Origin of the sequence: Colwellia sp. 20A7, assembly GCF_009832865.1 — a bacterium.
In the GTDB taxonomy this organism is placed as follows: Bacteria; Pseudomonadota; Gammaproteobacteria; order Enterobacterales; family Alteromonadaceae; genus Colwellia.
The window spans coordinates 437,146-462,450 of record NZ_CP047130.1 but is presented as its reverse complement, the minus strand read 5'-3'; the positions used below and the strand labels follow the sequence as shown (position 1 = coordinate 462,450).

Genomic DNA, 25,305 nt, shown 5'->3' with positions numbered 1-25,305 from the left:
CATGTTAGAACAGATCCAAAATAATTTTACCGAAAGCATTCAAACCCAAATAGCAGCAACAGAGGCTATTTCTAGCGCTATAGAGCAAGCTGGCATGATGATGGTGCAATGCTTATTAGCGGGTAATAAAATGCTCGCCTGTGGTAATGGTGGCTCGGCTGGGCATGCTCAACACTTTTGTTCTCAATTATTAAATCGTTTTGAAGCAGAGCGACCAAGTTTGCCTGCTATATCACTCGTGTCAGGTAGTGTAGTAATAACATCTATCGCCAACGACGGGCAATATAATGAAGTATTCTCCAAACAAATTCGTGCAATAGGTAATAACGGGGACATTTTAATTGCTATTTCAACCAGCGGAAACTCTCAGAACGTGATTAAAGCTGTTGAAAGTGCGGTATCTAGGGATATGCCTATCATTGCATTAACAGGGCACGACGGTGGTGATATCGCAGGTTTGTTGGGTGAAGGTGATGTTGAAATTAGAGTACCTTCATCTAGAACTGCTCGCATCAATGAAGTTCATCTCATTGTGCTGCACTGTTTGTGCGAGATAATCGATACAACCCTATTCCCACAATCGGAGTTTTGATTGACCATGGCTATTTTATCTAAAATCACAAAAAATCAACCGGCAAAAATTGCTAGCGTACTTATCCTATTAAGTATTTTACAAGGGTGTGCTGCTGTCACTGTGGTCGCTATTACAGCGGGTGCAAGCATGGCAACGGATCGCCGTAGCATAGGTAATCAAATTGATGATCAAACTATTCAAGTGGATGCTTATAATCGCATAGCTAAAAATAAAGCCTTAAGCGACAATACAAATTTACATCTTACAAGTGTTAACGGCTCAGTATTAATTATTGGCCAAGCGCCAACCACTTATCTTAAAGACCAAGCAATCAAAATCATTAACGAAGTTGAAGGTGTTGTGCGTGTGCATAATCAAATTCGTATTGGCAGCATTACCTCGGTAACTACGCAAACAAATGATATTTGGTTAACATCAAAAGTAAAAACCGCTTTATTTTCTGACAGTAGCGTTAACGGTAAGAACATTAAAGTTATCACAGAAAATGCAGAAGTTTTCTTAATGGGGATAGTATCAAAGAAAGAGGCTGATGCAGCTGTTAATATTACTCGTAACATTGGCGGTGTTAATAAAGTATTTAAAGCGTTTGAATATATTTAGCCAATAGTTTTATTGCTACACACTTAGTTATTGATAATCTGATTATTAATAACTATATGACTACGACTAAATAACCAATTTTGAAGTATTTTCTACTCTGTAAGCCACACAATTTATTCATTAGCGCTTAGCTTTCACTAGAGCTAAGCCTCGTCAACCTGAGCTTGATTCAGGTTCTCAATAATTAAACATGTAATATCAAGATTCCATAGAAGAAACGATGGAATGACGGGCCTATTTTTATTCTTTACTTAATAACTTTTAAACTAGCTTTACTTTTTGACGACTTTTTCAATTCTGCTGTTTTATCACCAGACGAAACACTACTCAAACTCGGCTTATTTTTAGGCTTAGTTTCAGTCTCATCAGTAATCAAACCATCTTGAGCATTAATCTCATCATCACTTGGATGTTCTATTGCAAATGAAGTACCAGCGCCATTTTCTTTCGCGTATATAGCAGAAATTGCGCCATAAGGTACGGTCATATGTTCGAGTTTTCCGCCAAAACGAGCGCTAAACTCAATAGCACTTTCACCCATAGCAATACTGCCAACAGCAGATGATGCAATGTTCAGTACAATTTGACCATCATTAACATAAGACATAGGCACTAAAACACCGTACACACTTACGTCTACTACAATGTAAGGGGTTAAATCGTTATCTGAAATCCAGTCATAAAAAGCCCCAACTAAGTAAGGCTTATTAGAAGTCATTTTTATAGAAGTCGTGTCAACCATATTAAGCAGGGTGACCAAAACGTAATTCACGTTCATCTTCAGTTAATGAAGCCTGAAATGATTCACGTTCAAACAAACGTAGCATGTAAGTTTTTAGTTCTTTTGAACCATCAAGACCTTCAAGCTCGATACCAAAAGCGGGTAAACGCCATAATAGTGGTGCTAAATAACAATCAACTAAGCTGTACTCTTCACTCATAAAGTAAGGTGCTTCGTTTAAAATTGGTGCAACACTCAACAAGCTTTCTTTTAACTCTTGACGCGCTTTTTGTGCTTTGTCTGCACTACCAGTTAAAATGATTTTTGCTAAGCTATACCAGTCATGTTCAATGCGGTGCATCATTAAGCGACTACGGCCACGTGATACTGGGTAAACAGGCATTAATGGTGGATGAGGAAAACGCTCATCTAAATATTCAATAATAATTTTAGCTTCATAAAGGGCTAATTCACGATCAATCAATGTTGGCACTGTTCCGTATGGATTTAAATCAATTAAATCTTCTGGTAAGTTTGCCAAATCAACATAATTAATATCAACACCGACACCTTTTTCTGCTAATACTATACGTGTTTGATGACTATACATATCATCAGCATGCGAGAATAACGTCATTACTGAACGTTTATTTGCTGCTACGGCCATAGGGCCTCCTATTCTTTATAAAACAAAAGCGCGATGAAGTTTCCGTACGTGGAAACCCGTCGCGCTATAATATCACCTTAAAGTAAGCCTAATTACTTTCTTCAAGTTAACCGTCTACATATTAATGTATGTCTTTCCAGTATTCTCTCTTAAGGAAATAAGCAATAATAAAGAAGACAAACAAGAAAATTAGCACTTTGTAGCCTAAGCTTTTACGCTCTAATTTACTTGGCTCACCAACGTATTCTAAAAAGTTAGTTAAATCACGAACAACAACATCATACTCTTCTGTTGTTAAACTACCACCCATCGCAGGTGTCATATGTCCATGTTCATCAATTGAGCTAACACCTTGTAAACCTTGTAGCACATGCGGCATACCAACATCTTTAAATACTTTGTTATTTACGCCAAATGGACGGCTATCATCCATATAAAAAGAGCGTAAATAAGTATATATCCAATCCGGGCTACGTAAACGTGCTTCAAGCGTTAAGTCAGGTGGCGCAGTACCAAACCAACTAGCAGCTTCTTTTTTAGGCATAGTGTTGGTGATATGATCACCAGGTTTTTCACCTGTATACATATAGTTTTCAACACCATCCGCATTATCAATACCTAAATCGGTAAAGGTGCGGTTATAACGTTGATACCCTAACTGGTGACAACCTAAACAATAATTAATATACGTTTTAAAGCCATTTTTTAATGATTCTTTATCTGTTAAATCATTATTAGCTTTATCTAGTTGTAAACTTGGACCTGCCGCAGTGGCAAATAATGGAACAAGTGCACATAAAATTAAAAGTAATTTTTTCATTAGTCTGAAACCCTCTCTGGTACTGGCTTACATTTTTCATTTTTAGAGTAGAACCAAAGTGCAACGAAGAACCCGAAATAACCAAAGGTAGTAATTGTACCAATTAAGTTAGCGATAGGTGTTGCTGGTAAAGTACCTAATATACCTAAAATAATAAAACATATAGAGAACTGAATTAAGTTAATTAAATGCCATTTAGAACGATATTTAACTGACTTCACTACACCACGGTCAAACCAAGGTACAAGGAATAACACAATAATGGCAGAGAACATACCAACTGCGCCTAATAGCTTGTCTGGAATAACACGTAAAATAGTATAGAAAGGACCAAAATACCAAACCGGAGCGATATGCTCAGGTGTTTTCAAACCATTAGCAGGTTCGAAGTTTGGCGCTTCCATAAAGTAACCGCCGCCTTCTGGCGCAAAAAACATTACCCAACAGAATAAAATTAAGAAACCTGCAACGCCCATAATATCTTTAACTGAGTAGTACGGGTGGAAAGGTATCGCATCAACAATATCGTATTTATCTGTATATTGCTTATGGAACTTAAATTTACTTAGTTCTTCAGGTTTCATACTACCTTTAGGTTTTTTAACATCAGTACCTTCAGGGTTGTTTGAACCTACTTCATGTAAAGCAAGAATGTGTAAAAACACTAAAATAACTAATACCAATGGCATCGCGATAACATGTAAAGCGAAGAAACGGTTTAAAGTAGCACCAGAAATAACATAATCACCACGAATCCATAGTGTTAAATCATCACCTATAACAGGAATAGCACCAAAGAGCGAAATAATAACCTGAGCTCCCCAATACGACATATTACCCCAAGGTAATAAGTAACCCATAAATGCTTCAGCCATTAATACTAAGAAGATCAACATACCGAAGATCCATAGCAATTCACGTGGTTTTTGATACGAACCGTACATTAGGCCACGCATCATGTGTAAATAAACCACAATAAAGAATGCTGACGCACCAGTAGAGTGCATGTAACGTAACAACCAACCGTAGTCAACATCACGCATAATGTATTCAACACTAGCAAAAGCACCGTCACCTGACGGTTCGTAGCTCATAGTTAACCATACACCTGTTAAGATTTGGTTTACGAGTACTAGCATGGCTAGTGAGCCAAAAAAGTACCAAAAGTTGAAGTTTTTCGGCGCTGGGTATTGTGCAACATGCTTATTCCAAGCATCAGTCACTGGCAATCGTTTATCAATCCAAGCCATAAAATTAGTTAACATTATGCCTCTCCTTCACTAACACCAATTAATAAAGTGTCTTCACTGGTAAATGAATGCTCAGGAACCATTAAGTTTAATGGTGCAGGAACCCCTTGAAATACACGACCAGCCATATCAAATTTACTACCATGACATGGGCAGAAGAAGCCATCTTTTACGCCGTCAACAAACTGTTCATAATCGCCGCCATGATAAGTTGGAGCACAACCTAAATGAGTACATACCCCTAAAGCAACTAAAAATTCAGGTTTGATAGAACGATAAGCATTAGTGGCATAACTTGGCTGTTGTGCTTCCTCAGAATTAGGATCACGTAGTTGGTCATCATGCTCTGCTAAACTGCTTACGGTTTCTTCTGTACGTCGAACGACATAAACAGGTTTACCACGCCATTCTGCACGGATTAATTGACCTGGCTCTATTTTACCTACATTGACTTCTACTGGAGCACCCGCAGCTTTCGCGCGAGCACTTGGATTCCAAGAACCAATGAAAGGCACAGCCACACCGACCACACCGGCACCACCAACAACAGCAGTAGCCGCCGTTAAGAAGCGTCTGCGGCCGTTATTTACAGGCACATTGCTCATTCACACTCTCCAATTCATATTGATTTATCAAACAATTATTATTAGCCTTATTGCCCATACATTATTTCAGGATGAATGAGCAACATGCATTATTTTTGTTTGATCAAGTTTATACCAAGGGGTACATCGACAAAAAATTTTTATGATCATAAAGAAATAGGCCGTTTTTTACAAGGTAAAAAGTCAGCAAAGTGTGGTAGATATGGAATTTTTTTGATATTGATCATCATAAAAAGTAACTTACGCTAAAAAGATTGGGGTATTAATGAATAAGATCCTGAATCAAGTTCAAGATGACAACAGTCGCCCCTACAAAAAACGCCTTAGGAAGAATTGATTATCATCATTGTAGGGGCGAATTTATTCACCTAATAATTAATGGGATATAACATAATACAGCGTTATTGACGTGTATTGTGTTCAGGCGACTGAAGCCACCCCTGCAGACAACCCCTCAAGAAAAATAATTATCATCACCGTAGAGGCCAATTTATTCGCCTACTATTTATTCGCCTAATAATGGGATATAAAATATTACAGCGTTATTGACGTGTATTGTGTTCCGGCGACTGAAGTCGCCTCTACAAAAACGCATTCGTAGGGGCGAATTTATTCGTCTACTATTTATTCGCCTGATAATGGGATATAACATATTACAACGTTATTGACGTGTATTGTGTTCCGGCGACTGAAGTCGCCCCTACAGCCCCCCAAGAAAGAATTGATTATCATCACCGTAGAGGCGAATTTATTCGCCTACTACGCCTACTAATAATGGGATATAAAATATTACAGCGTTATTGACGTGTATTGCCATCAGGCGACTGAAGTCGCCCCTACAAAAAAACGCCTTAGGAAGGAATTAAATATCATTACCGTTGGGTCGAATTTATTCGCCTACTATTTATTCGCCTGATAATGGAATATAACATATTACAGCGTTATTGACGTGTATTGTGATCAGTCGACTGAAGTCGCCCCTACAAAAAGCGCCTTAGGAAGGAATTAAATATCATTACCGTTGGGGCGAATTTATTCGCCTAATTCGTGATTTCGTTGATCACCTAAACGCAGCGCTATAACGCTTGGGATCCTGAATCAAGTTCAGAGTGATGGATAGGATTGCGGATAACGCTATAAAGTTGAGGATGACACTGCAAAACTCACGAGGGCAAAAATAAATAATTTACCGAAAAATGGATATAAAAAAACCGACACAAGGTCGGTTTTTTGAATTCGGTATATAAATATAACGAATATTAACGTTTTGAGAATTGTGGTTTCTTACGTGCTTTGTGTAAGCCCACTTTCTTACGTTCAACTTTACGAGCATCACGAGTAACAAAACCAGCCGCGCGTAAACCGCCACGTAAAGTTTCATCAAACTCCATTAATGCACGAGTAATGCCGTGACGAATCGCGCCAGCTTGACCAGAAATACCACCACCTACTACAGAGATGTTAAAGTCAAACTTTTCTAACATTTCAACTAACTCTAACGGTTGACGAACAACCATACGAGCTGTTTCACGTCCGAAATACTCAGAAATGTCACGTTTGTTAATTGTGATTGCACCGTTACCAGCTTTCATGAACACACGAGCAGTTGAGCTCTTGCGACGACCAGTACCGTAATATTGATTATCAGCCATTGCTTAAAGCTCCAAAAGTTGTGGTTGTTGTGCAGTATGCGAATGCTCAGAGCCTGCATACACTTTTAATTTGCGGAACATTTCACGACCTAAAGGACCTTTAGGTAACATGCCTTTCACTGCAAATTCAAGAACACGTTCTGGTGCTTTTTCAATTAGCTTTTCAAAGCTAATTTGCTTAAGACCACCAGGGAATTCAGTATGCGAATAGTAAATTTTACCTTTCGCTTTGTTACCAGTTACACGTACTTTTTCAGCATTAATAACAACGATATAATCGCCAGTATCAACATGAGGTGTATATTCTGGTTTATGCTTACCGCGTAGACGGCTTGCAATTTCAGTAGCGATACGACCTAAAGTTTTATCTTCGGCGTCCACTAAGAACCATTCGCGTTGTACGCTTGCTGGTTTAGCTACAAAAGTTTTCATTAAAAAACCCAAATTAAAAAATGTTACTTAAATGACAAAATAAACTTATGTTTTATTTGCCGGTTAATAATAGACCACGCAATTACCCCTTCGAGTATCGAGCCTAACGCCTTTAAAACCACCCACATCCAAGAATAAAGCTAAATATAATTAAAGCAAAATCTAAAGAAACAGACTATTTAAAAGACAGTTTGTAACGTAGGGAGCGCGGATTATACAGAAGATTAATAAGAAGATCACGCGCATTTTAAAAAAATAACGAATAAAGCGCTAAAGTTACTCTAATTAAGCTATAAAAACTCATCTGTAAAAATTTAAATGAAAAGTAAGGGATATAAAAGCTGATTTTTTAGTAATTAATTATAGTTATGAAAGAGTGCACTTATTTTTTAGTATTTTAACTATCTCAATGAATGTTCTTAGCACTATTAACTGCTATTACTGCTTATGTGGCTATAATTTGAAAATAATGATACTAACTTCTAACTAATGTAGTGGGATAGTTAACCTCTCATAAAAAGTTAATATACTGTTAACTTTCCCCCTTAATGTTAATTAACTTCATCGCCTAAGTAAAGAAAAGATTAAATACTCAATTTAAACTAAAAAAGTTGTAACATTATTTTACATTTATAAAAATATGTCGCATATTAAATACAATCCCCATACAAATTAATGGAAATTATTACAATGAAAAACTTAAACACAATGAAGAATATGACTAACAAAGCACAAAAAGGTTTTACCTTAATTGAATTAATGATCGTTGTTGCGATTATTGGTATTTTAGCAGCAGTAGCATTGCCTATGTATCAAACATATACGCAAAAAGCTCGTTTTTCAGAAGTAACTACTGCGGTAGGGGCGAGAGTTACACAAATTACAGTTTGCGTTCAAACAGGTAGACCTGATTGCTCGGGACCTGGTTCAGAAGGAATTCTAGCCGATATTACTGCAGCTACAGCTACCGATAACACTGCCACTGTTGCAATTACAGGTAGTGCTGATGCACCTGTTGTTACTGGTACTGGGACTACAGCTTCAGGTGGGTTTACTTATGTAATGACAGGTGCTGTAGCTAATGGAATTGTTGACTGGAGCACAACAGGTACTTGTATTGCTGCAGCTGCATGTGATGAAAATAATTAGTATTGCTTAAAGTTTAATAATAAAATTTTGTTCTTTTAACTAAAACTAAGTACACTAAAATTTGACATTTTGAGATTAAATGGGGTCAGAGTAACATTAAAATCACTCTCTTTTATTTGACCTAACTGATCTGATTTTTAAAGCTCCTTCGGGAGCTTTTTTATTAAGCATTCCCTTACTATGTAGCCTTTGGCCTTCCCCTTTTTCCTGCTTCCATTCGTCTACCCGTGAGCTTTTCTATTTCTAATTTAAATCGTTGACTGCCAAATGCTAGGTTTTTGTTGGTATTGTCTCTAATTTCAAGTAATTGCTTCTTTGCTAATCCATATGAACATAACTTTTTATACGCAACTAACCGCTCTTCTTTATTTTTATGTAATTGAAGATACAAGAAATGTGGCGAGCAAAGTGTTGATTTTTTACCTAATGCATTTACACAATAACTAGACCACTTATAATCCGCTGGCGATTCAACCATTTTTGCTCTGACAGGGTTTAATTCAATATAGCGATATACCTGCAACAAGTAACCTTCATCTTCAATAATACAAGATTTAAATCTGCCTTCCCATAAAGTACCAGAGCGATAGTAAACGTTATTAAAGTAACGAACATAACCTCTACCTAATGATTGCATCATATTACTAATACCTCCCTCTTTTTTAGGAGTACATAACAGGTGAACATGATTTGTCATAAAAACCCAAGCATGAATATCTACTTCAAATTTATTTGCATATTTTTTCAAATAAGCAGTATAAGTAACAAAGTCGGTTTCACTGGCAAAGCAAATTTGATGATTATTTCCACGTTGAATAATATGTTGTGGAATGTTGACAGGGCAAATACGATGCAATCTAGACATAAATTAAAATTCCATTTTTAATTGATACAATAACTATAGCTAACAATATTCAAATTTAAAGTTACTCTGACCCCATTTTTATTTTTCTCTTTTATACAAATTTGCGCTACACTGAAATTTGACATTTTCATTGAATTTATTCAAAAGGTTATCTGTAAAGATTATGAAAGGCAATCACCAACAATCCAGTGTGTTATCCGCTTTATCTACAGAGGATCTAATCCCGCTTACTAATGTCGATAATATTATTAGTGACTTTACGGGTAAAAATAAACCTTTTATTCGCTATTTAGTGGAAGATAAAAAGGTTGACGGGAAAAAAATTGCCGCTATTTTATCGTATAAATTTGGCTACCCTTATATACAGCTGAGTAATTTCGATACAACCCTAGTGCCTGAAGGTGTTCGTAATGAAAAGCTCATTGCTAAGCATAATGCCCTACCGTTATTTTTACGTGGCAAAGTGCTTTTTGTTGCCATGTCTGACCCGACCAACCTTGATGCCTTAGAAGAAATACAATTTAATACTGGCTATAGCACTGAACTGATATTAACTGATGAACTTGGCTTACAAGCTTGTATTGAAAAAGTACTAGAAGATGAAAGTGGCTCTCTTAATATTACTGATATTGATTCTAATGAACTATCAGGTATAGATACTCAAGAAGAGCAAACTGAAGATGACAAAGTTAATACCGGTGAAGATGATGCACCTATTGTTGTCTTTATTAATAAAATTTTATTAGATGCCATCAAAAAAGGGGCGTCTGATTTACACTTTGAACCTTATGAAAAATCTTTTCGTATTCGTTTTCGTATTGATGGCATTTTAACTGAAATCGCCCGTCCGCCAGTAAGCTTATCGTCACGTATGTCAGCGCGTTTAAAAGTGATGGCTAAACTTGATATCGCTGAGCGTAGAGTGCCACAAGATGGCAGAATAAAATTATCCCTTTCTAAGAAAAAATCCATCGATTTCCGAGTAAGTACCTTGCCCACAATGTGGGGTGAAAAAATAGTAATGCGTATTCTCGACTCTTCAAGTGCGATGCTCGGTATTGACATGTTAGGCTATGAGCCTGCACAGAAAAAAATCTATATGGAAGCATTAGAGCAGCCTCAAGGCATGATTTTAGTTACAGGCCCAACGGGCTCCGGTAAAACAGTTTCTTTATATACCGGCTTGAATATTCTTAATACTGCTGAACGTAATATTTCTACTGCAGAAGATCCCGTAGAAATTAATTTAGAAGGTATTAATCAAGTACAAATTAACAACCGAGCGGGACTAACTTTTCCAAGCGCATTACGTTCTTTTTTACGTCAAGATCCTGATATTGTCATGGTTGGTGAAATTCGAGACTTAGAAACAGCTGAAATAGCAATTAAAGCCGCCCAAACAGGTCATTTAGTATTATCTACCTTGCATACTAACTCTGCTGCTGAAACATTAACGCGTTTACTTAATATGGGCGTGCCTGCTTATAACGTTGCCAGTTCAGTAACAACTATTATTGCTCAGCGGCTAGCAAGGCGTTTATGCTCACAATGCAAAACGCACGAAGTGCTTTCAGAAACACAACTTGCTGAACAAGGCTTTCCTGCCGATAAGATAAGTGAAATTAAACTATTTAAACCTGTTGGTTGTGACCACTGTACGGGTGGTTATAAAGGCCGAGTGGGTATTTATGAAGTTATTAAAATTAGCCCTAAAATATCCTCAATTATTATGGAAGGTGGTAATTCATTAGATATTGCTGAGCAGTGTCAAAAAGAAGGTTATAATAATTTAAGGCAGTCAGGCTTAGAAAAAGCAATGAATGGTATGACTAGCCTTAAAGAAGTTAACCGCGTAACCAGTTCTTAGGTGATACTTTATATAAATCAGCAATAAGTAATAGGTAATTTTATGGCAACAGCAGTAGCAAAAAAAAAGGCCCCTAAGGTTAAAGTGTTAGATGTTTTTACTTGGCAAGGCGTTAACCGCAAGGGTAAAAAAATTAACGGTGAGCTGCAAGCAAATAATATTATCGAATTAAAAGCACAGTTACGTAAGCAAGGTATAACACCTAGCAAGGTAAAGAAAAAGGCTAAACCTCTGTTTGGTTTAGGCGGTGATAAAGCCATTACACCTGGTGATATTGCGATAATATCGAGACAAATTGCTACTATGTTGGGTGCTGGTGTACCTTTAGTACAAACCATTGAAATGATTGGAAAAGGTCATAACAATGGTAAAATGCAAAAATTACTCGGTGAAATAACTCATAAACTATCATCAGGTATTCCGTTATCTGACTGCTTACGCGATCACCCAAGGCAATTTGATGATCTGTATTGTGATTTAGTCGCTTCAGGCGAACAATCTGGTTCGTTAGAAACCATTTATGATCGTATTGCCACCTACAAAGAAAAAGCTGAAGCATTAAAAGCAAAAATAAAAAAAGCGATGACCTACCCTATCGCCGTTTTAGTTATTGCCGCCGTTGTTACCTCTATTCTATTAATTTTTGTGGTACCTGTTTTCCAAGAAATCTTTGCCGGCTTTGGCGCTGAATTACCTGGTTTTACTTTATTTGTTGTTGGTATTTCAGACTTTATGGTCGCTTATTGGCATTTAGGTTTAGGGGCTATTTTCGCTGCTATCTTTTTATTCAAACGTGCCCATCGAAATAGTTTAAAATTACGGGATCAGGTTGATAGACAAATTCTAAAGCTACCTGTGATTGGTGATTTACTTGAAAAGGCCGCTGTAGCTCGTTATGCCCGAACACTTTCTACCACCTTTGCCGCCGGTGTACCGCTAATAGATGCACTAGAATCAGCGGCTGGCGCTGCCGGTAATGCCGTATTCCGTGATGCTATTTTAGAGGTGCGCACAGAGGTTACTTCAGGTATGCAAATGAACCTAGCCATGCGTAATAGTAATATATTCCCTGATATGGTTATTCAAATGGTTGCCATTGGTGAAGAGTCTGGCGCGGTTGATGATATGTTATCAAAAGTTGCTAATGTCTATGAAGCCGAAGTAGACAATGCCGTTGACAATTTAACAGCATTATTAGAGCCAATGATTATGGCTGTATTAGGGGTAGTTATTGGCGGTTTAATTATTGCTATGTATTTGCCAATATTCCAAATTGGTATGATTGTTTAGTTTATTGAGCTCAGGATGATGACACGGGAAGCAAGAGGGACACTGTAGAATGCAAGCTAACCAAAACACATGTCATCCCGTTAGTTACTTAATACGGGATCTCTTAGCTTTAATAACATAATCGATTAGATCCTGAATCAAGTTCAGGATGACGGTATAAGAAGCAAGCGACAATGTGGTATTCTAACTATCGAGAACATAGCATTTCGTAAGTAGTTTGCGACAAGATCTCCATAGTTAATTTATTATTTTTTAGGTTATGAGTAGTTTATGTTTGAGCAAACGTTATTATTTTTTCAACAATCCCCCTTTTCTTTCTACATTTTTGTTGCACTATTTTCATTGATCATTGGCAGTTTTTTAAATGTTGTGGTCTACCGTTTCCCCCAAATGATGCACAACACGTGGTATACCGATTGTCGTGAGTTTTTAGCTGATGAATTGAAAGATATTCCAGCCAAAAAAATTGCGCCACTTACCTTGTCTATTCCTAATTCAACCTGTCTAAAGTGTGACCATAAAATACGGTTTTATGAAAATATCCCGGTAATTAGTTGGTTGTTCCTACGTGGAAAATGTAGCCAATGTAAAAATAGTATTGCTGCACGCTATCCTTTGGTGGAAGCAGCTACTGCCTTGCTAAGCGTTGTGACAGCTATACAGTTTGGTGTCTCTATAGAAACCTTGCTACTGCTTATATTAACATGGGGATTGATTTGTTTAACCTTAATTGATTTTGATCACATGCTGTTACCAGACCAAATAGTGATGCCACTGTTATGGCTTGGCTTGTTAGTAAACTTACAAGGAACTTTTGTACCACTAACCGATGCAGTTATTGGTGCGGCAGTCGGTTACATGAGTTTGTTTAGTATATTTTGGCTGTTTAAAGTATTAACCGGTAGAGAAGGCATGGGTCATGGTGATTTCAAGCTATTTGCTTTGTTCGGTGCCTGGATTGGCTGGCAGTTACTACCCCTTCTTATTTTAATGGCGTCGGTAGTTGGTGCCGTTGTCGGTATTTCCTTAATGTTATTTAAAAATCATCAACGTGAACAAGCCATTCCTTTTGGGCCTTACTTAGCTGTTTCGGGTTGGATAACATTATTGTGGGGCAACGGGATCTGGGCTTGGTATATTGCTCAAATAAGTTAACATTGTTAGATTTAGCACACTTAGCTCAAATTAAGTTAACTTAGCTTAACAATAACTCCCCTATTTTATTAAGAGAAAACTAAATATGTCTAATTTCATTGTGGGTCTTACTGGTGGCATTGGTAGTGGTAAAACGACAGTCACAAATATCTTTGCTGCATTGGGTATCGATATAATAGATGCAGATATTATTGCGCGTGATGTGGTGGCAAAAGGAAGTCCTGCCCTTACTATGATTGAAGCGCATTTTGGCAGTGATATCATTCAAGGTGACGGGCAATTAAATCGCGCAATGCTTCGCGAAAAAATATTTGCCAATGAAGTAGATAAACACTGGCTAAACGCGCTGCTACATCCTTTAATCAGAAAACAAATTGTTACACAAGCACAGGTGTCATTAAGCCCTTATTGTATTATTGTAGCCCCCTTGCTAATTGAAAATAATCTAACTGCATTGGTAGATCGCGTGTTGGTTGTCGATGTAAAAGAGACAACCCAAATTTCACGCACAATAGCACGTGACAATAACTCAGCAAAACAGGTTAAAGCGATTATTAAGAGCCAAGTTAGCCGAAAAGTTAGGCAAGAACATGCTGATGACCTATTAAATAATGATGATTGTTTAATAGAGGACCTAGAAAGTGCTGTAGCTCAATTACATCAAGCTTATTTAGCGTATGCAGCAAAGAAAAATTAAATAATAATATAGACTGAACAAAAAACAAACGACAAATAATTCGCCATTTCTAATGGCTATAGGTACTATAGCCAAATAAATTAAAATCTTAATTTAATCTCTCAATTTAATTCCTTAATTTAAATAATGTAATACTCCCATGACAACTATTTTATATGAACACCCTCTTAATGAACGTATTCGTCACTATTTAAAACTTGAGCAACTGTTCAAGCAAGTTGAGAGTTGCCCTGCTTCAGATATACTTACCTGTCATCAAGTCTTTTTTAATTCATTATTTTCTATTATCGATGTACTTGATCGTAGTGATATTCGAGGCGAATTAGTTAAAGATTTAGAAAAATTACAGCAAAACTTAGTCGTATGGTCTCAAGCACCAGATATAGATACTACAGCGTTAGAGTTCAATTTAAAGACATCTGTTGCCTTAGTAAGTCAACTTAGAATAGGAAGTCAAGCGTGGTGCCAATTAAAAGAAGATGTATTATTGGCGAGCTTGAGACAACGCTTTGCGATAAAAGGAGGCAGCTGTAGTTTTGATCTACCTCAATTAAACTTTTGGCTTCATCAACCCGAAGCGATTATTAATAAAAGTATTACCCAATGGTTATCACTACTCAATAATATTAAAGGTGCTTTAGTATTAATATTAAGGTTTATACGTCAACGAGCCAGCTTTAAGTGTATTGAAACTGAGAGTGGTTTTTATCAAGATAATGGTGAAGGCTTATTGCTACTACGTATTAAATTAGCACAAGATGCTCAGTATTTCCCAACGATTAGTGGCAACAGGTTCCGTTACTCTATCCGCTTCATGTTGCCGTGTGAGCAAAATGGCCGTAGGTATTCAAACCAAGCGACTAAATTCGAATTAGCACGTTGTTAATAACTATTTGATACAATACCCATTGGGTATAACTTTCTCTACAAGATCAATTAACGTATAATTCGATTATTACTCTACGAAACACTTAACATCATGACTTTAAAAGTACCTTGCCCGAACTGCACCAAAGAAGTTGTTTGGGAAGCAAGCAGCGAATACCGTCCTTTCTGTAGTAAACGATGTCAATTAATTGATTTAGGTGAATGGGCTGAAGAAAACCATAAAATCAGCCAGACGATATCAGGAGCAACACCGTTAACCGAAGATATGCTTGATGCAATGGAAGATGAGTTCTTATTGAATAATAAATTTTTTGTAGAGCCTGAATAACAAGAATGATTAGGCTTTTGTTAAGGTTGTCTGTTAGCTAAAGTTTTCTGTTAACTAAAATATGTTTATTAACTCAACATTATTCTCTGTATAAATAGAGATCATTAGCTAAATATTACGTTCAACCAGGGCTGAAATGATATCCTGATTCGCTTCTGGAAAATCTAAACTCTGTAGCTCAACAAGTGAAAACCAACCTTCACCTTGCCCTTCTTGTGCACTTGGTTCACCTGCATAGTTGTCTACAATAAAAACCTCTAAACACACTTCTTTATCAACACCATTTTTTTCATGGTAAATGTGATTAATGGTTATTAATGGTTGGCAAGTTAACACATCAATATTTATTTCTTCTTTAAGCTCTCTAGAAAGCGATTGTGCAACACTTTCATCTTTTTCTACCTTACCACCAGGAAACTCCCACTTTCCGCCTTGATGAACATCAGCAAGGCGTTTAGTAAGAAAGTATTGAGTCTGTTGTTGCTCGTTGGTTGATATAATCACCCCAACGGCAACATGGATAGTTTTAAGCATCTTCTAAATACACATTAAGTCAATTTACCATGACACTGTTTGTATTTCTTACCTGAGCCACAAGGACACAATTCATTACGTCCAACACGAGGAACAGCCTTCTCTTCTATTCCTTCAGCACTTTGGTGCTGAAATTCAGCCGGTACTTCTGCTTTTCTATGTTGTTCTTCTACCGCTTCAACATCAGACTCTGCCTGTATTTGTACTTTTGATAGAATACCAACAACGTCATATTTTAAGTTATCTAACATTTCAGTAAATAATTGGAATGACTCGCGCTTATATTCTTGCTTAGGATTTTTCTGTGCATGAGCACGTAAACCAATACCTTGACGTAGATGATCCATAGCCGCTAAATGCTCTTTCCAATGTGAATCTAAGCTTTGTAACATAACTGCTTTTTCAAATTGACGAAGTACTTCAGCACCAACCACTTCTTCTTTGTCTTTGTAGGTCTTATCGAATTCAGTAACAATTTTCTCACGTAAGCTTTCTTCGTGTAACTTTTTATCTTCTTCAATCCACTGTGAGATAGGTAAATTAGTATTAAATTCACCTTTAAGCTGTTCTTCTAAGCCCGTAACATTCCACATTTCGACTAATGATTGACGCGGGATATGCTGGTCAATAACACTATTGATTACATCACCTCTGATATTATCAACAACGTCACCAATATCAGCTTCATCAAGTAATTCGTTACGTTGTTCGTAAATTACGCCACGTTGGTCATTAGCAACATCATCATATTCTAATAACTGTTTACGCATATCGAAGTTACGGCCTTCAACTTTACGTTGAGCATTTTCGATACTACGAGTCACCCAAGGATGTTCAATTGCTTCACCATGCTCCATGCCTAATTTACGCATCATATTTGAAATACGTTCAGAGGCGAAAATTCGCATTAATGAATCTTCCATAGAAAGATAGAATCGTGTTGCACCAGCATCACCTTGACGACCTGAACGACCACGTAATTGGTTATCTATACGACGTGATTCATGACGCTCAGTAGCGATGATTTTTAAGCCACCTAATGCAAGTACGTGTTCGTGGTCAATTTTCCATTGCTCTTTTACTTTTGCAATTTGTTCTTCTGTCGGCTCTTTATTACCTTTAGATAACTCGGCAATTGCAGCACTTAAATTACCACCAAGTACAATATCGGTACCACGACCAGCCATGTTAGTAGCAATAGTTACGGCAAACTCTTTACCTGCATCGGCAACAATTTCAGCTTCTTGTTCATGGAACTTAGCATTTAGTACTTTGTGTTTAATTTTTTCTTTCTTAAGGAAGTCTGAAAGAAATTCTGATGTTTCAATAGAAATAGTACCAACCAATACTGGCTGGCCACGTTTAACGCAATCTTTAATATCTTCGAGAATAGCTTCAAACTTTTCTTCTGCAGTTAAGTATATTAAATCAGCCATATCTTTTCGGATCATAGGGCGATGCGTTGGAACAATAACTGTTTCTAGGCCGTAAATATGTTGAAATTCAAAAGCTTCAGTGTCTGCGGTACCCGTCATGCCTGACAATTTCTCATATATTCTAAAGAAATTTTGGAAAGTGATAGAAGCAAGTGTTTGGTTTTCGTTTTGAATTTTTACGCCTTCTTTTGCTTCAACAGCTTGATGTAAACCTTCAGACCAACGACGACCTTCCATTGTACGACCGGTGTGTTCATCAACAATGACAATTTCACCATCTTTTAAAATGTAATCTACATCTTTTTGGAATAATTTATGAGCACGTAGCGCTGCCATTACATGATGTAAAAGCGTTATGTTTGCCGCTGAAAACAGGGTGTCGCCTTCTTGCAACAAACCTTTTTCCACCATAATTTCTTCGATATGAATTTGGCCACGTTCGGTCAGGTATATCTGCTTTGCTTTTTCGTCGATAGTGAAATCACCTTCAACGAAGTCTTCAGACTGGCCAGTATCTGCGTCTTTGTCTTCTTCATTTTGTACTTCAAGTACAGGTACTACCATATTGATTGCTTTGTATAGTTCAGAGCTATCTTCTGCTTGTCCTGAAATAACAAGTGGAGTACGTGCTTCATCAATTAAGATTGAGTCAACCTCATCAATAATTGCAAAGTTTAGTTTTTTCTGTGTACGCTCTTCTGGTGAAAACACCATATTGTCACGTAAGTAATCAAAACCAAATTCGTTATTGGTACCATAAGTTATATCAGCTTGATATGCAGCTTGCTTCTGTTGTGGTGCCATACCGGCAATATTACAGCCTACTGTAAGCCCTAAAAATTCAAATAACGGACGACACCAGTCAGCATCACGCGTTGCCAAATAATCATTCACTGTAATAACATGAACGCCATTACCCGTTAACGCATTTAAGTAAGATGGTAAGGTTGCTGTTAAGGTTTTACCTTCACCAGTACGCATTTCAGCAATTTTGCCATCATTTAATACCATGCCACCAATCATTTGCACATCAAAATGTCGCATGTCAAAAACACGTTTACTGGCTTCACGTACAACAGCAAATGCTTCAGGTAAAACTTGATCTAACGTTTCGCCCTTAGACAATCGCTCTTTAAATTCACTTGTTTTGTCTTTTAATTCATCATCACTTAATGCTTCTAGAATGGGCTCTAACGCATTTATCTTCTTTACTTCTTTGTCCATTTTTTTGATTAGTCGATCATTACGACTGCCAAATATTTTTGTCAACAAATTTACAAACATCTTATTAAACCATTTTGTGAGATTGAGCGTCCAAAACATTTGGAGCACTGAGTGAATATTATTATTGTAGTTTTACCGAAATATCAGCGCTAGCTACACTTGTTTTTTATTACTTGGCTTTATGATAAACAAATTTAGCGTATCAATCTGTTTATTGTTATGCAAAACTTCATAATGAACATGGGGTCCAGTTGAGCGACCTGTACTTCCCGTTTTTGCATTTACTTGTCCTTTAGTGACTACGCCACCAACATTGACAAGTATATTTTTGTTGTGAGCATAGTGTGTTGTCAAACCATAACCATGCCTTTCATCTGCCCAACTAACAACAGTCGATTCAGTAGAGATTATATCGCCATCTTCTTTGCCAGCAAAGTTAATTCCTTTGTGTATGGTAGCTCTTCCATTAAAAGGACCTTTACGTACGCCATAATATGAAGATAACCAACCCTTTGTAATAGGTCGACCAGATAAATAGCGTGTATTTTCTATATGGTGACCTAAAGTTAAAGATTCAAGCATTTCCATCTTATTTTCTTCATGACCTAATGAATTTTCTAACTGTGTTATTTCAACTAACAATTGAGAAAAATATTTTTGGCTGATATCACTGGTAGTTGATGACGGTGCTCCGTTTGCAAGGAGCTTGTCAAAATTAAATTCATGCTCAGGTATGTTTGCACTTTCAGCTAACTTTATTGTTAGTGCGGCTACTTGCTGTTTTTTAAGCGCTATTTTTTTTTCGTTGTAAGAAGAATTTCCAAACATGTTATCAATTACATCATGGCTTGTTAGGTATCCGTTATGACTTGGTTGCTCACTTGTAGATAATATTAAATAAAAAATTGCCCCTGAAAATAATGCAAAAGCCAACATAGCAGAAAGCCTATGCAACTTATTTAAGCGCATTGAAAATCTTACATTCTTTCCACGGTATAGTAGTGTTAGACTCATAGATGTTTCTTAATACTTTATCACTTACATTTAACTTTAAAGCTTAATTAATCATTAAAGTAGATTAATTATTTACGGTAAAACTATGGCACGAAGACCAAAAGCCCCTAAAGATATGTCAACGCTATTTAATTCGACGACAGGCACTTTGGCACAAATTCAATCAAAAACCAACTCTTTGAGCTTATTGTCGGATATTGTACGCCAAATATGCCCTGACCTGCCAGAAGATGCGTTCAACATTGCTAATTTTGTACATACAACATTAATTATTGAAGTTAAATCACCTGTTTGGGGGCAAAGATTACAATTTGAACGTAATACTATTTGTAATCAATTGATGATACAAACTCAAGGAAAGTTTTCACACATAGAAATTAAAGTGAATCCTCAAGGCCATCGACAAATACCGAATCAAAGTACTTATCAACAGAATACGCTTGAAAGCAATTCAATTCAAACTAACTCAATAAAAAATCGCTCTTTTTCTGAAAAAAAAGGATCGGTGCAATCGATGTCGACCACCACAGCTGAAAACTTATTAAGAATTGCTAAAAATGCACCTAAAGGACTCAAAGAAACCTTAGAAAGGCTAGCAGCTAATGTTATGAATAATAAATAACCTAAATCGTGGATACATGATTTATTTATTCAATATATGGGATTTCATCATAATAGAAATATAGTCTAATTAAGAATGCTTTGACGATAGAATAACAAGCAATAAAAAACCGAGGCAATGCTCGGTTTCTTTATAATACTTATGATGTTCTCTTTAGGTTAATACTAAAAAGCAGTTGCATTAACCTCTTAAAAAGCAGTTGCATTAACCTCTTAAAAAGCAGTTGCATTAACCTCTTGATATTCTATTGGAGAGCTTAACTTATCATCTTCATAAGTTACCCATTCCCAAGCATCTTCTTGCTTAAAAACTTCTTTAAGTAACATATTATTTAAACCATGACCTGATTTAAATGCATTTAGCTCACCTAAGATACTGGCACTTCCCATGTAAAGGTCACCAATTGCATCAAGTATTTTATGTTTTACAAACTCATCATCATAACGTAATTCATTTTTATTTAGCATACGATATTCATCAAGTACAATAGCATTTTCTAAACTACCACCTAATGCAAGATTATGAGAGCGGAGAAACTCAATATCTTTCATAAAGCCAAACGTACGAGCACGACTAATTTCTTTGATAAAAGAACAGCTTGAAAAATCCATACTCATCGTCTGACAAGTATTTGCAATAACAGGATGATTAAATTCAATGGCAAAATTTACTTTAAAACCTTCATAAGGGAGTAATTCAGCCCACTTATCACCTTCTTCAACACGTATCGCTTTTTTGATTCGAAGAAATCGCTTGGCCGCATTTTGCGTTTCAATACCAACTGATTGAATTAAATAAACGAAAGGTAATGCACTGCCATCCATAATTGGAATTTCAGGTGCATCAACATCAATAATTAAGTTATCAATACCTAATCCAGCAACTGCTGACAATAAATGCTCAACAGTAGATACTTTAACTTGTTGCTCGTTAACTAAGCAAGTACATAAAGTTGTTTCACCAACGGCGTCAGGCGTTGCTTTTATATCAACCACAGGGTCGAGATCAACACGTCGGAATACAATACCGGTGTTAGCGGGAGCAGGACGGAGAGTAACCTGTACCTTTTCACCTTTATGTAATCCAACACCTACGGTTGAAACGCTTGCTTTTAATGTACGTTGCTTAATCATATTAGCCTCGATTTTGCTATTTTCGCTTATGTATTGCTTGCGCATTAATTTGCCTATGCACTAACGCAGCATCTTATAATAGAGTCTTATTAAAAATCTCTTATTAAGATAACTTGCTAAAGAGCAACAACACAGAGTACTCACCTAATTCGGCGGGCACATAATATAACAAAAAAAAGCAATAAATTCAAAAATCATTGATTATTCGTTATTTACACATGCATTTTGACATTGTAATTCACTTCACTTTTTTACATTAATTACCAACAAATAACTCTCTATATTCATGTAGTTATTTGCGTGATTATCAGTAAATTAATAGTATAGTGTTGTAATACTAGTCAGCCTGTTTACGCAAAAATGCTGGTATATCCAGATAATTATCTAAATCTGCATGTGCTACTTTTTGTGCATTACTATCAGTCATGGCAATTGTTTCAGCTGCGACTTCTGCTTGTGGCGCTGCTGATGGCGCATAATCAGAGCCAACAACTCTTTGCTCAACCATAGGAGTCGGATTCACTAAAGTGATATCTGGCTTAACCTCTGCACCGATACCTGTAGCAACAACGGTAACACGTAATTCTTCTGTCATATCAGGGTCAATTACAGCACCAACAACAACCGTAGCATTTTCGCTAGCAAAAGCTTTCACTGCATTACCAACAGTTTCAAATTCATCAATACTGATATCCATACCAGCAGTAATGTTAACTAGAATACCGCGAGCACCTGCTAAATCAACATCTTCAAGTAACGGGCTTGAAATAGCGGCTTCAGCTGCTTCTTCTGCTCTATCTTCACCTGACGCAATACCAGAACCCATCATAGCGGTTCCCATTTCTGACATTACTGTACGTACATCTGCAAAATCAACGTTAATTAAACCTGGGCGAGTGATAAGCTCAGCAATACCTTGTACCGCACCTAATAAAACATTATTTGCAGCTTTGAAAGCGTCTAATAAACTTGTTCCAGGGCCTAATACTTTTAATAATTTTTCATTAGGAATGGTGATAAGTGAATCAACACTTTTAGATAATGCTTCTATACCTTGATCAGCATAGTTCATACGTTTCTTACCTTCAAATGGGAAAGGTTTAGTTACAACTGCAACCGTTAATATACCCATTTCTTTAGCAATTTCAGCAACAACTGGTGCAGCACCAGTACCCGTACCACCGCCCATACCTGCGGCGATAAAGATCATGTCAGCACCTTTTAAGGTTTCCATGATTGTTTCACGATCTTCTTCGGCTGCTTGTCGACCAATATTAGGATTAGCGCCTGCGCCTAAACCTTTGGTGACATCATTACCTAATTGTAAGGTGACGTCGGCAGATGAATTACGTAGTGCTTGCGAATCAGTATTCGCAGTAATAAATTCAACGCCTTCGATAGTTTGGCAAACCATATGTTCTACAGCATTACCACCACCACCGCCAACTCCGATGACTTTAATCACCGCTTCTTCATTATGATCTTCCATTAATTCAAACATTTTTCTCTCTCCGTTTTCTTCTAAATTTGTCAGAAAAATTCTGACTTACAAAACAACTTCCGTTTAGACGTGCGTTAAATTTACTTAAAACTCGCCTTTAAACCATGAACAAAAACGTGACCATGCACCAGTCACACCTTCTGATTTATTATTTTCCTTTAAACCCGATTCATGAGCTTTCATACCATAATGCAGTAAACCTACGACTGTGGCATAAGTTGGGTCATCTACATACTCTTTCAACCCCTGAACTGCTATTGGTGAAGCAATACGTACTGGCATTTGAAAAACTTCCTCGGCAAACTCTTCTACACCTTCCATTTTTGATGTACCACCAGTTAAGACATAACCAGCTGCGATTTGGTCTTCTAGGCCCGCTTCTCGTACTTCATCTTGAATAAGTTCAAATAATTCTTGATACCTTGGCTCTACAACTTCCGACAATGTATGACGAGACATAGTACGTGCTGGACGCCCACCTACGCTAGGTACATCAATACTCTCTTCCATACTAACTAAGTGTCTTAACGCGCAGGCATATTGCACTTTAATGTCTTCTGCATGACTTAATGGTGTTCTAAATATTTTAGCAATATCACTAGTGACTTGATTTCCTGCAACAGGAATTACCGCCGTATGGCGTAATGCACCACCGGTGAATATTGATATATCCATTGTGCCTGCGCCAATATCAACAACGCAGATACCTAACTCTTTTTCGTCATCGGTTAGTATTGAGTAACTAGAAGCTAATGCTGAAAATATCAGTTGTTCAGCAGTTAAATTGCAGCGTTCTACACATTTAACTAAATTTTTAGCCATATCGTTCGCACAAGTAACAATATGTACTTTGGCTTCCATTCTCACACCAGACATACCAATAGGGCTTTTAATCCCATCCTGACAATCTATACTGTATTCTTGAGGCAGAACATGTAGCATGCGACGTTCTGCTGAAATTGGTACACTGCGAGCGGTATGAATGACATTATCGACATCTTCTTGAACGACCTCTTTGTCATTAATTGGCACCATGCCATTTTCATTTTGACAACTAATATGTTTACCGGATATGCCTAAATAAATAGAGCTAATTTGGCAGTCTGCCATCAATTCAGCTTCATTAATGGCTCTTTGAATCGACTGAATGACTAAATTCAAGTCGTTAACACCGCCTTTATCCATACCACGCGCAGGTTGATTACCGACACCAACAATACTTAATTGATTGTCCGGAGTAATTTCGCCAACCGCGACGGATATTTTAGATGTGCCGATATCTAGTCCAACAACTAAATTTCTTTCTGTAATTTTAGACATTCAGGGTCAACTCTTCTGTGTGTAGCTTATTACGGCTAAATAAATCATTTTTAAACTTATAAATTGGAACCATAGACCTTTGGAACATATTCTTTTTAAGCATACCGATTTGGCTTGTTTTTGGTTGTTTTTCGGCACTAAGGCTAGATGACAAATCTTTATTTTCCTTCCAACCAACAGCTAGCCCGGTATCATAACGTAAATCGATATAATCAACCGCTTGTTTTAACTGTTTTTTACTTTTATTTTGCTCAAGTAAGTGAGCATTGATTAATGGATATACATCCATAAATCTTTGCACACGCTTTACTCTTTCTTCACGACCTAGGTTTAACCTAATACCGTTGTTTAATGTAAGTTGCCATGAAAAGCGCTCACCAAGTATTAATTCATCAATCGCTAAGTCTCTATACTCTAATAAGTCGTTTAAATTGTTAAAGTTCTTTAATGCTATTAGCTCACTTCCTTCAGGGCCAAAAAAATGAGGTAACACTTTATTAATGACTTCTTGTTCGGCTTGAAACGCTTTACCAAATTTATTCAATATAAAATCACCATTCCATAACGCAATAGGTGTTTGATCAACAACATATATTTTCACTTCATTTGGCCATTGTTTTCTTACTGCCACTGAATAAACCCAAGGTAGTTTAGAAACTTGAAATTGAATTTCATTAACATCAACTTGGAAAAAATTTCCTAAATCAATATTACTCATAGCTCCTAACACTTCTGCTCGTTGGGTGTATGGCATTTCTCCAGTAATAACGATTGAGTTTACTGGAGAGCGTTCTCGTTCAATAAATACTTCTGATAACCACCAACCTAAACTGATCAAGCCAATAAGCACACACACGAAAAACGCCAAGCCCACGCCAAAGGCGATAGCTTCTTGGTTCTGTGATGTTAATTGCTTATGGTTCATTTAATTACCTATTTA

At 36.9% G+C, this 25,305-nt stretch carries 25 protein-coding genes; 10 read left to right on the top strand and 15 right to left on the bottom strand.

The window, feature by feature from the left end; translation table 11 throughout:
- Nucleotide 1: 1 nt before the first annotated feature.
- Nucleotides 2–592 (top strand): phosphoheptose isomerase, encoded by a 591-nt coding sequence (locus tag GQS55_RS01970; protein WP_159817450.1) that lies wholly within the window; start codon nucleotides 2–4, stop codon nucleotides 590–592.
- A gap of 6 nt (nucleotides 593–598) precedes the next feature.
- A complete protein-coding gene (locus GQS55_RS01965; RefSeq protein WP_159817448.1) occupies nucleotides 599–1,195 on the top strand; it encodes a BON domain-containing protein in 597 nt (198 codons plus the stop codon).
- A gap of 247 nt (nucleotides 1,196–1,442) precedes the next feature.
- Here GQS55_RS01965 and GQS55_RS01960 read toward each other — a convergent pair whose 3' ends face one another.
- The 7 genes from GQS55_RS01960 to rplM form a co-directional block, all read right to left on the bottom strand.
- Complete coding sequence (locus GQS55_RS01960) at nucleotides 1,443–1,913, bottom strand: ClpXP protease specificity-enhancing factor (RefSeq protein WP_201294551.1); 471 nt, start codon at nucleotides 1,911–1,913, stop codon at nucleotides 1,443–1,445.
- A 25-nt stretch (nucleotides 1,914–1,938) separates the two neighbouring features.
- Nucleotides 1,939–2,583 (bottom strand): stringent starvation protein SspA, encoded by a 645-nt coding sequence (sspA, locus tag GQS55_RS01955; RefSeq protein WP_159817444.1) that lies wholly within the window; start codon nucleotides 2,581–2,583, stop codon nucleotides 1,939–1,941.
- Nucleotides 2,584–2,704: 121 nt separating this feature from the next.
- The gene (locus tag GQS55_RS01950) at nucleotides 2,705–3,403 is read right to left on the bottom strand and encodes a cytochrome c1 (protein WP_159817442.1); all 699 of its coding nucleotides are present in this window, start codon (nucleotides 3,401–3,403) and stop codon (nucleotides 2,705–2,707) included.
- On the bottom strand, nucleotides 3,403–4,668 hold the full coding sequence (locus GQS55_RS01945; RefSeq protein ID WP_159817440.1) for a cytochrome b: 1,266 nt from the start codon (nucleotides 4,666–4,668) through the stop codon (nucleotides 3,403–3,405). Before GQS55_RS01945 ends, GQS55_RS01950 begins: the two co-directional genes overlap by 1 nt.
- A complete protein-coding gene (petA, locus tag GQS55_RS01940) occupies nucleotides 4,668–5,258 on the bottom strand; it encodes a ubiquinol-cytochrome c reductase iron-sulfur subunit (protein ID WP_159817438.1) in 591 nt (196 codons plus the stop codon). The genes GQS55_RS01945 and petA overlap by 1 nt, the downstream gene beginning before the upstream one ends.
- Nucleotides 5,259–6,517: 1,259 nt before the next feature.
- Entirely contained in the window at nucleotides 6,518–6,910 is a 393-nt protein-coding gene (gene rpsI / locus GQS55_RS01935) for a 30S ribosomal protein S9 (RefSeq protein WP_114326795.1), read from the bottom strand.
- A 3-nt stretch (nucleotides 6,911–6,913) separates the two neighbouring features.
- Entirely contained in the window at nucleotides 6,914–7,342 is a 429-nt protein-coding gene (rplM, locus tag GQS55_RS01930; protein WP_159817436.1) for a 50S ribosomal protein L13, read from the bottom strand.
- A 717-nt stretch (nucleotides 7,343–8,059) separates the two neighbouring features.
- Here rplM and GQS55_RS01925 point away from each other — a divergent pair.
- A complete protein-coding gene (locus tag GQS55_RS01925; RefSeq protein WP_236559825.1) occupies nucleotides 8,060–8,491 on the top strand; it encodes a prepilin-type N-terminal cleavage/methylation domain-containing protein in 432 nt (143 codons plus the stop codon).
- 178 nt (nucleotides 8,492–8,669) lie between these two features.
- Here GQS55_RS01925 and GQS55_RS01920 read toward each other — a convergent pair whose 3' ends face one another.
- Nucleotides 8,670–9,356 carry a transposase gene (locus tag GQS55_RS01920; RefSeq protein ID WP_159817434.1) on the bottom strand — a complete coding sequence of 229 codons (687 nt, stop codon included), beginning with the start codon at nucleotides 9,354–9,356 and terminating at the stop codon, nucleotides 8,670–8,672.
- 163 nt (nucleotides 9,357–9,519) lie between these two features.
- Between GQS55_RS01920 and pilB the strand changes: the two genes are divergently transcribed.
- The 6 genes from pilB to yacG all read left to right on the top strand — a co-directional run bounded on the left by pilB (nucleotide 9,520) and on the right by yacG (nucleotide 15,581).
- A complete protein-coding gene (gene pilB, locus GQS55_RS01915) occupies nucleotides 9,520–11,223 on the top strand; it encodes a type IV-A pilus assembly ATPase PilB (RefSeq protein ID WP_159817432.1) in 1,704 nt (567 codons plus the stop codon).
- A gap of 42 nt (nucleotides 11,224–11,265) precedes the next feature.
- Nucleotides 11,266–12,513, top strand: a complete 1,248-nt coding sequence (locus GQS55_RS01910; protein WP_159817430.1) for a type II secretion system F family protein — start codon at nucleotides 11,266–11,268, stop codon at nucleotides 12,511–12,513.
- Nucleotides 12,514–12,783: 270 nt separating this feature from the next.
- Nucleotides 12,784–13,668 (top strand): prepilin peptidase, encoded by an 885-nt coding sequence (locus tag GQS55_RS01905; protein ID WP_159817428.1) that lies wholly within the window; start codon nucleotides 12,784–12,786, stop codon nucleotides 13,666–13,668.
- An 85-nt stretch (nucleotides 13,669–13,753) separates the two neighbouring features.
- On the top strand, nucleotides 13,754–14,365 hold the full coding sequence (coaE, locus tag GQS55_RS01900; protein WP_159817426.1) for a dephospho-CoA kinase: 612 nt from the start codon (nucleotides 13,754–13,756) through the stop codon (nucleotides 14,363–14,365).
- Nucleotides 14,366–14,504: 139 nt separating this feature from the next.
- Nucleotides 14,505–15,251 (top strand): cell division protein ZapD, encoded by a 747-nt coding sequence (zapD, locus tag GQS55_RS01895; RefSeq protein WP_159817424.1) that lies wholly within the window; start codon nucleotides 14,505–14,507, stop codon nucleotides 15,249–15,251.
- A gap of 93 nt (nucleotides 15,252–15,344) precedes the next feature.
- The gene (gene yacG / locus GQS55_RS01890) at nucleotides 15,345–15,581 is read left to right on the top strand and encodes a DNA gyrase inhibitor YacG (protein WP_159817422.1); all 237 of its coding nucleotides are present in this window, start codon (nucleotides 15,345–15,347) and stop codon (nucleotides 15,579–15,581) included.
- Between the two features lie 108 nt (nucleotides 15,582–15,689).
- Here yacG and mutT read toward each other — a convergent pair whose 3' ends face one another.
- The 3 genes from mutT to GQS55_RS01875 form a co-directional block, all read right to left on the bottom strand.
- Entirely contained in the window at nucleotides 15,690–16,115 is a 426-nt protein-coding gene (gene mutT / locus GQS55_RS01885; protein WP_159817420.1) for an 8-oxo-dGTP diphosphatase MutT, read from the bottom strand.
- 14 nt (nucleotides 16,116–16,129) lie between these two features.
- Nucleotides 16,130–18,835, bottom strand: coding sequence for a preprotein translocase subunit SecA (gene secA / locus GQS55_RS01880; RefSeq protein ID WP_159817418.1), 2,706 nt, complete (start codon nucleotides 18,833–18,835; stop codon nucleotides 16,130–16,132).
- Nucleotides 18,836–18,928: 93 nt separating this feature from the next.
- Nucleotides 18,929–19,789 carry a M23 family metallopeptidase gene (locus GQS55_RS01875; RefSeq protein ID WP_236559733.1) on the bottom strand — a complete coding sequence of 287 codons (861 nt, stop codon included), beginning with the start codon at nucleotides 19,787–19,789 and terminating at the stop codon, nucleotides 18,929–18,931.
- A gap of 85 nt (nucleotides 19,790–19,874) precedes the next feature.
- Here GQS55_RS01875 and GQS55_RS01870 point away from each other — a divergent pair, with 85 nt between their 5' ends.
- A complete protein-coding gene (locus GQS55_RS01870; protein ID WP_159817416.1) occupies nucleotides 19,875–20,411 on the top strand; it encodes a DUF721 domain-containing protein in 537 nt (178 codons plus the stop codon).
- A gap of 212 nt (nucleotides 20,412–20,623) precedes the next feature.
- Here GQS55_RS01870 and lpxC read toward each other — a convergent pair whose 3' ends face one another.
- From lpxC to GQS55_RS01850, 4 genes are all read right to left on the bottom strand, one after another.
- Nucleotides 20,624–21,544 carry a UDP-3-O-acyl-N-acetylglucosamine deacetylase gene (gene lpxC, locus GQS55_RS01865; protein ID WP_159822481.1) on the bottom strand — a complete coding sequence of 307 codons (921 nt, stop codon included), beginning with the start codon at nucleotides 21,542–21,544 and terminating at the stop codon, nucleotides 20,624–20,626.
- 337 nt (nucleotides 21,545–21,881) lie between these two features.
- The gene (gene ftsZ, locus GQS55_RS01860) at nucleotides 21,882–23,045 is read right to left on the bottom strand and encodes a cell division protein FtsZ (protein ID WP_159817414.1); all 1,164 of its coding nucleotides are present in this window, start codon (nucleotides 23,043–23,045) and stop codon (nucleotides 21,882–21,884) included.
- A gap of 84 nt (nucleotides 23,046–23,129) precedes the next feature.
- On the bottom strand, nucleotides 23,130–24,365 hold the full coding sequence (gene ftsA, locus GQS55_RS01855) for a cell division protein FtsA (RefSeq protein ID WP_159817412.1): 1,236 nt from the start codon (nucleotides 24,363–24,365) through the stop codon (nucleotides 23,130–23,132).
- Complete coding sequence (locus GQS55_RS01850) at nucleotides 24,358–25,290, bottom strand: cell division protein FtsQ/DivIB (protein ID WP_159817410.1); 933 nt, start codon at nucleotides 25,288–25,290, stop codon at nucleotides 24,358–24,360. Before GQS55_RS01850 ends, ftsA begins: the two co-directional genes overlap by 8 nt.
- Between the last annotated feature and the right edge of the window lie 15 nt (nucleotides 25,291–25,305).

Bases quoted from the DNA above. Each gene is read 5' to 3' on its own strand.
- GQS55_RS01970 (WP_159817450.1), top strand. From the start codon at position 2: ATGTTAGAACAGATCCAAAATAATTTTACCGAAAGCATTCAAACCCAA.
- GQS55_RS01965 (WP_159817448.1), top strand. From the start codon at position 599: ATGGCTATTTTATCTAAAATCACAAAAAATCAACCGGCAAAAATTGCT.
- GQS55_RS01960 (WP_201294551.1), bottom strand. From the start codon at position 1,913: ATGACTTCTAATAAGCCTTACTTAGTTGGGGCTTTTTATGACTGGATT.
- sspA (WP_159817444.1), bottom strand. From the start codon at position 2,583: ATGGCCGTAGCAGCAAATAAACGTTCAGTAATGACGTTATTCTCGCAT.
- GQS55_RS01950 (WP_159817442.1), bottom strand. From the start codon at position 3,403: ATGAAAAAATTACTTTTAATTTTATGTGCACTTGTTCCATTATTTGCC.
- GQS55_RS01945 (WP_159817440.1), bottom strand. From the start codon at position 4,668: ATGTTAACTAATTTTATGGCTTGGATTGATAAACGATTGCCAGTGACT.
- petA (WP_159817438.1), bottom strand. From the start codon at position 5,258: ATGAGCAATGTGCCTGTAAATAACGGCCGCAGACGCTTCTTAACGGCG.
- rpsI (WP_114326795.1), bottom strand. From the start codon at position 6,910: ATGGCTGATAATCAATATTACGGTACTGGTCGTCGCAAGAGCTCAACT.
- rplM (WP_159817436.1), bottom strand. From the start codon at position 7,342: ATGAAAACTTTTGTAGCTAAACCAGCAAGCGTACAACGCGAATGGTTC.
- GQS55_RS01925 (WP_236559825.1), top strand. From the start codon at position 8,060: ATGACTAACAAAGCACAAAAAGGTTTTACCTTAATTGAATTAATGATC.
- GQS55_RS01920 (WP_159817434.1), bottom strand. From the start codon at position 9,356: ATGTCTAGATTGCATCGTATTTGCCCTGTCAACATTCCACAACATATT.
- pilB (WP_159817432.1), top strand. From the start codon at position 9,520: ATGAAAGGCAATCACCAACAATCCAGTGTGTTATCCGCTTTATCTACA.
- GQS55_RS01910 (WP_159817430.1), top strand. From the start codon at position 11,266: ATGGCAACAGCAGTAGCAAAAAAAAAGGCCCCTAAGGTTAAAGTGTTA.
- GQS55_RS01905 (WP_159817428.1), top strand. From the start codon at position 12,784: ATGTTTGAGCAAACGTTATTATTTTTTCAACAATCCCCCTTTTCTTTC.
- coaE (WP_159817426.1), top strand. From the start codon at position 13,754: ATGTCTAATTTCATTGTGGGTCTTACTGGTGGCATTGGTAGTGGTAAA.
- zapD (WP_159817424.1), top strand. From the start codon at position 14,505: ATGACAACTATTTTATATGAACACCCTCTTAATGAACGTATTCGTCAC.
- yacG (WP_159817422.1), top strand. From the start codon at position 15,345: ATGACTTTAAAAGTACCTTGCCCGAACTGCACCAAAGAAGTTGTTTGG.
- mutT (WP_159817420.1), bottom strand. From the start codon at position 16,115: ATGCTTAAAACTATCCATGTTGCCGTTGGGGTGATTATATCAACCAAC.
- secA (WP_159817418.1), bottom strand. From the start codon at position 18,835: ATGTTTGTAAATTTGTTGACAAAAATATTTGGCAGTCGTAATGATCGA.
- GQS55_RS01875 (WP_236559733.1), bottom strand. From the start codon at position 19,789: ATGAGTCTAACACTACTATACCGTGGAAAGAATGTAAGATTTTCAATG.
- GQS55_RS01870 (WP_159817416.1), top strand. From the start codon at position 19,875: ATGGCACGAAGACCAAAAGCCCCTAAAGATATGTCAACGCTATTTAAT.
- lpxC (WP_159822481.1), bottom strand. From the start codon at position 21,544: ATGATTAAGCAACGTACATTAAAAGCAAGCGTTTCAACCGTAGGTGTT.
- ftsZ (WP_159817414.1), bottom strand. From the start codon at position 23,045: ATGTTTGAATTAATGGAAGATCATAATGAAGAAGCGGTGATTAAAGTC.
- ftsA (WP_159817412.1), bottom strand. From the start codon at position 24,365: ATGTCTAAAATTACAGAAAGAAATTTAGTTGTTGGACTAGATATCGGC.
- GQS55_RS01850 (WP_159817410.1), bottom strand. From the start codon at position 25,290: ATGAACCATAAGCAATTAACATCACAGAACCAAGAAGCTATCGCCTTT.